Annotated in this window: 7 protein-coding genes; all 7 read left to right on the forward strand. The window is 52.3% G+C overall.

Features of this window, described 5'->3' with window-relative positions; all coding sequences use genetic code 11:
* Nucleotides 1-33 precede the first annotated feature (33 nt).
* The 7 genes from DWY93_RS16405 (at nucleotide 34) to DWY93_RS16435 (ending at nucleotide 3,904) form a co-directional block, all read left to right on the forward strand.
* Nucleotides 34-855, forward strand: coding sequence for a ParA family protein (locus tag DWY93_RS16405; RefSeq protein WP_117470653.1), 822 nt, complete (start codon nucleotides 34-36; stop codon nucleotides 853-855).
* Nucleotides 812-1,741, forward strand: coding sequence for a ParB/RepB/Spo0J family partition protein (locus DWY93_RS16410; RefSeq protein ID WP_117472712.1), 930 nt, complete (start codon nucleotides 812-814; stop codon nucleotides 1,739-1,741). The genes DWY93_RS16405 and DWY93_RS16410 overlap by 44 nt, the downstream gene beginning before the upstream one ends.
* 12 nt (nucleotides 1,742-1,753) lie before the next feature.
* A complete protein-coding gene (locus DWY93_RS16415; RefSeq protein WP_117472714.1) occupies nucleotides 1,754-2,029 on the forward strand; it encodes a DUF5720 family protein in 276 nt (91 codons plus the stop codon).
* 29 nt (nucleotides 2,030-2,058) lie between these two features.
* A complete protein-coding gene (locus DWY93_RS16420) occupies nucleotides 2,059-2,244 on the forward strand; it encodes a hypothetical protein (RefSeq protein ID WP_002592133.1) in 186 nt (61 codons plus the stop codon).
* Between the two features lie 66 nt (nucleotides 2,245-2,310).
* Nucleotides 2,311-3,189 carry a DUF6017 domain-containing protein gene (locus DWY93_RS16425; protein ID WP_117453427.1) on the forward strand — a complete coding sequence of 293 codons (879 nt, stop codon included), beginning with the start codon at nucleotides 2,311-2,313 and terminating at the stop codon, nucleotides 3,187-3,189.
* A gap of 48 nt (nucleotides 3,190-3,237) precedes the next feature.
* On the forward strand, nucleotides 3,238-3,600 hold the full coding sequence (locus tag DWY93_RS16430) for a hypothetical protein (protein WP_117470655.1): 363 nt from the start codon (nucleotides 3,238-3,240) through the stop codon (nucleotides 3,598-3,600).
* Nucleotides 3,593-3,904: a DUF5720 family protein gene (locus DWY93_RS16435; protein ID WP_117470656.1), complete on the forward strand. Its 312-nt coding sequence runs from the start codon at nucleotides 3,593-3,595 to the stop codon at nucleotides 3,902-3,904. The genes DWY93_RS16430 and DWY93_RS16435 overlap by 8 nt, the downstream gene beginning before the upstream one ends.
* Nucleotides 3,905-4,023 lie beyond the last annotated feature (119 nt).

Below are 4,023 nucleotides of genomic sequence, written 5' to 3' on the forward strand. Positions count from 1 at the left end.
TAGGGATATTTTTTGTAGAAGGAGGAGGTTTATTTGAACACACAGATCATCGCCATTGCCAACCAGAAAGGCGGCGTTGGCAAGACAACGACCTGTGCCAACTTGGGAATCGGGCTGGCGCAGGCCGGAAAGAAAGTCCTTCTGATCGACGGAGACCCACAAGGGAGCCTGACAATCAGCCTGGGAAATCCGCAACCGGACAAGCTGCCCTTTACCTTGTCTGACGCTATGGGTCGAATCTTGATGGATGAGCCGCTCCGTCCCGGCGAGGGTATCCTGCACCACTCAGAGGGCGTAGACCTGATGCCTGCGGACATCCAGTTATCCGGTATGGAGGTATCTCTGGTAAACGCCATGAGTCGTGAGACTATCTTGCGGCAATATCTGGACACGCTGAAGGGGCAATACTCCCATATCCTCATCGACTGCCAGCCCTCCCTGGGTATGCTCACAGTCAACGCACTGGCAGCTGCCAACAGGATCATAATTCCCGTTCAGGCAGAGTATCTGCCCGCCAAAGGGTTGGAACAGCTGCTCTCCACGGTAAACAAGGTAAAGCGGCAGATCAACCCCAAGCTCCAGATAGACGGTATCCTGCTGACGATGGTGGACAGCCGAACCAACTTTGCCAAAGAGATCTCCGCGCTCCTGCGTGAGACCTATGGTAGCAAGATCAAAGTATTCGGCACAGAGATTCCCCATTCTGTCCGGGCAAAGGAAATCAGCGCCGAGGGAAAAAGTATTTTTGCCCATGACCCTGGCGGCAAGGTGGCAGAGGGGTATCGAAATCTAACGAAGGAGGTGTTGAAACTTGAAAAGCAGCGCGAAAAAAATAGAGCTGGCCTCGGTAGATGATCTGTTCTCCACCGAAGAAGGCCGTCAGGATGCAAAGCTGGAAAAGATTCAGGAGATTCCGCTGTCTGAACTGCATCCCTTTAAGAACCACCCATTCAAAGTCAAGGATGACGAAGCCATGATGGAGACCGCTGACAGTATCAAGCAGTATGGCGTTCTGGTTCCGGCGATTGCTCGACCGGACCCGGAGGGCGGTTATGAGCTGGTAGCCGGACACAGGCGGCACAGAGCCAGTGAGCTGGCAGAAAAGGAGACCATGCCGGTCATTGTTCGGGATTTGGATGATGATGCCGCCACGATCATTATGGTTGACAGCAACTTGCAGCGAGAAAGCTTGCTCCCAAGTGAAAGAGCCTTTGCCTACAAGATGAAGCTGGATGCCATGAAAAGACAGGCTGGCAGACCGAGTAAAGAAAATGTGTCCCAAGTTGGGACACAAAAGCGATCAGACCAGTTGCTTGCTGAACAGGTGGGGCAAAGTCGAAATCAAATTCAGCGCTATATCCGTCTGACAGAGTTGATTCCTGAATTGATGGATATGGTGGATGAAAAGAAGATTGCCCTGAACCCTGCCTATGAGCTGTCCTTTCTCAAAAAGGAAGAACAGGTAGACCTGCTGGACGCGATGGACAGCGAACAGGCTACCCCTTCTCTTTCTCAAGCCCAGCGGCTCAAGAAATATAGCCAGGAGGGGCATCTGACCCTCGATATGATGCGTGTCATCATGGGTGAGGAAAAGAAAAGTGATCTGGACCGGGTGACATTTACCTCTGACACTTTGCGGAAGTATTTCCCTAAAAGCTATACGCCCCAGCGGATGCAGGAAACTATTATCAAGCTGCTGGAACAGTGGCAGAAAAAACGCCAGAGAGATCAGGAACGATGAAAGGAGCCGCCTATGAGGGATATTTCAGCCCGCGAGCTGAAAGGACACAACATTCTTGCCGTGGAGCGTTTTCAGGATAACACCCGCTGGATGATTGAGTTTTCCGTCCTGCGTCCCAGCACAGCTTACGGTAGCCCCGGAGAGGAAATACGACTGTTTTTGCCTGAGGACAGGTATCAGGCCGCCCTGCAAAGCCAGCAGCGTCGGGAGATCAAGATCAAGCGTTACGCTCGTGTGATTGAGGGACATATCCTCGATTTCAAACCGGGAAAACGCCGCCGCTCATAAACCCATACAACGAAAGGAAAGGAATGACTATGTGTACGGTAAAGGAAATTCAAGAAGCAATCCGGGAAGATTGCAAATCTCAGCATGACATGGATACAACGGATATTGACCGCGTGATGCAAACACTTCCTTTCGCCCAGGAGGAGCCATTTACAGAGGCGCGTCTTCAAAAGCCGCTGTTTTGGTTTTATGCAAGAAAATTTGAAAAGTGTTGAACACCGCAATTCTTTGGAATGAGGATTGCGGTTTTTTGTACCCAAAATTCGGAAGGAGTGAGGTCGATGGCCGTTTTTCGCATTGAACGGACCCGTGATTATACCGTGATGAGCAATCATCATTTACGAAATGCAAATCTGTCGTTAAAAGCCAAGGGGCTGCTTTCCATGATGCTGTCTTTGCCAGAGGACTGGAATTACACCACCCGTGGTCTTGCAAAGATTTGTAAGGAGGGCGTGGATGCCATAGGCGCTGCGTTGCGGGAATTGGAGGCTGCCGGTTACATTGTGCGGCACAAACTGCGTGACCGCCAGGGACGCATCAGTGATACGGAGTATGTCATATATGAGCAGCCACAGCCGAAGAACCCGGATACGCCCCAGCCGGATATGGCTTCACCAGATACGGAAAACCCGGATATGGTAAAACCGGATACGGAAAAGCCCGCAGAATTAAATATAGAGAAATCAAATACAGAAAAAACAATTACTTATGGATCAAGTACCGATTCTATTCCCTTCCGGGAGGCAGCGGCAGCACAGCTGCCGGAACGGAAAGGAAGGGATGCGATGTCTGTCTCAGAGATGGAAAGTTATCGGGATTTGATTCTGGAGAACATCGAGTATGACCACCTGTGCCGGGAGTTTACCACCTACCGGGAGGATCTGGACGAGATTGTGGAGCTGATGGTGGAGACCGTCTGCGCCAAGCGGAAAACCACCCGGATCGCTGGCAGCGACTTCCCCCATGAGGTGGTCCGCTCCCGTTTTTTGAAGCTGGATTGCTCCCACATCGAGTTTGTCATGGAATGCCTGCGGAACAATACCACCGAAATCCGCAACATGAAGCAGTATCTGCTTGCGGTGCTGTTTAATGCGCCGACCACGATCAGCAACCACTACACCGCACAAGTTAACCACGATATGTACGCAGGCGGCTGGTAAACAGCCGCTTTTCTGCTGCCCGAAAACACCGGGAGAAAGGATTTTGCCATGAAACGACCTCTTGCCTACATTACGGCTCCCTGGAGCAACAGCCAGTATGAGAACGCCGAGAACGCTGCGGCCTACTGCCGTCAGGTGTACGATGCCGGGTATTCGCCCATCTGCCCGGTGCTGTTCCTGCCTACCTTCCTCAAAGACGAGATTCCCCAGGAGCACAAGGACGGGCTGGATATGGCGCGGGACTACCTGCGCCGGTCCCATGTGCTGGTGGTCTGCGGCCACGGCATCGACGAGACCGTGAAGAATGACATTGCCACCGCCGAGCGCCTGCGGATCACCGCCACCACCCTGGACGGTATCCTGGCCGTGAAGGGCCAGGGACGCGGGAAAGGAGGTGCACGCCATGTCTGAGGGAAAGACCATAGGGCAGCTGATGGAAGAAATGCGGGTAAAGGCAGGAGCGCAGAATTATCACGGTCATGGATATATGGATCTCCAGCGTTTTGCGGAGGACACCCGGCACATGATTATTTTTGATGTGCTGACGAACGATTCCCCTGTTGGCTGGAAAGGCGAACGAACCCGCCTGTTCCTGTCGGATACCGGTTATGAAAAAGCACTGGATAGTCAGGAAAAGGGGCAGATTAAGATTTTGAGCCACGCAAAGGTACGTCAGGGCAATCTGCACTATGACCGTTCTGACCAGTTACGCTAAGGAGGGCGGTATGAAGCGTTATCTTCTGCGGCGGCTGGTGGTTCCGCCTTAGCAAAAAAGAGATTCCCTGCAAACTTCGTGGAAAGGAGGCGAGAAAATGCAGGAAGAAGTGGAAAACA

The organism is Clostridium sp. AF28-12 (assembly GCF_003435225.1).
GTDB classification, from domain to species: Bacteria; Bacillota; Clostridia; order Lachnospirales; family Lachnospiraceae; genus Pilosibacter; species Pilosibacter fragilis.

What these genes read in the sequence shown, in the direction of transcription:
- DWY93_RS16415 (WP_117472714.1), top strand. Translation starts at nt 1,754, where the DNA reads ATGAGGGATATTTCAGCCCGCGAGCTGAAAGGACACAACATTCTTGCC.
- DWY93_RS16420 (WP_002592133.1), top strand. Translation starts at nt 2,059, where the DNA reads ATGTGTACGGTAAAGGAAATTCAAGAAGCAATCCGGGAAGATTGCAAA.
- DWY93_RS16425 (WP_117453427.1), top strand. Translation starts at nt 2,311, where the DNA reads ATGGCCGTTTTTCGCATTGAACGGACCCGTGATTATACCGTGATGAGC.
- DWY93_RS16430 (WP_117470655.1), top strand. Translation starts at nt 3,238, where the DNA reads ATGAAACGACCTCTTGCCTACATTACGGCTCCCTGGAGCAACAGCCAG.
- DWY93_RS16435 (WP_117470656.1), top strand. Translation starts at nt 3,593, where the DNA reads ATGTCTGAGGGAAAGACCATAGGGCAGCTGATGGAAGAAATGCGGGTA.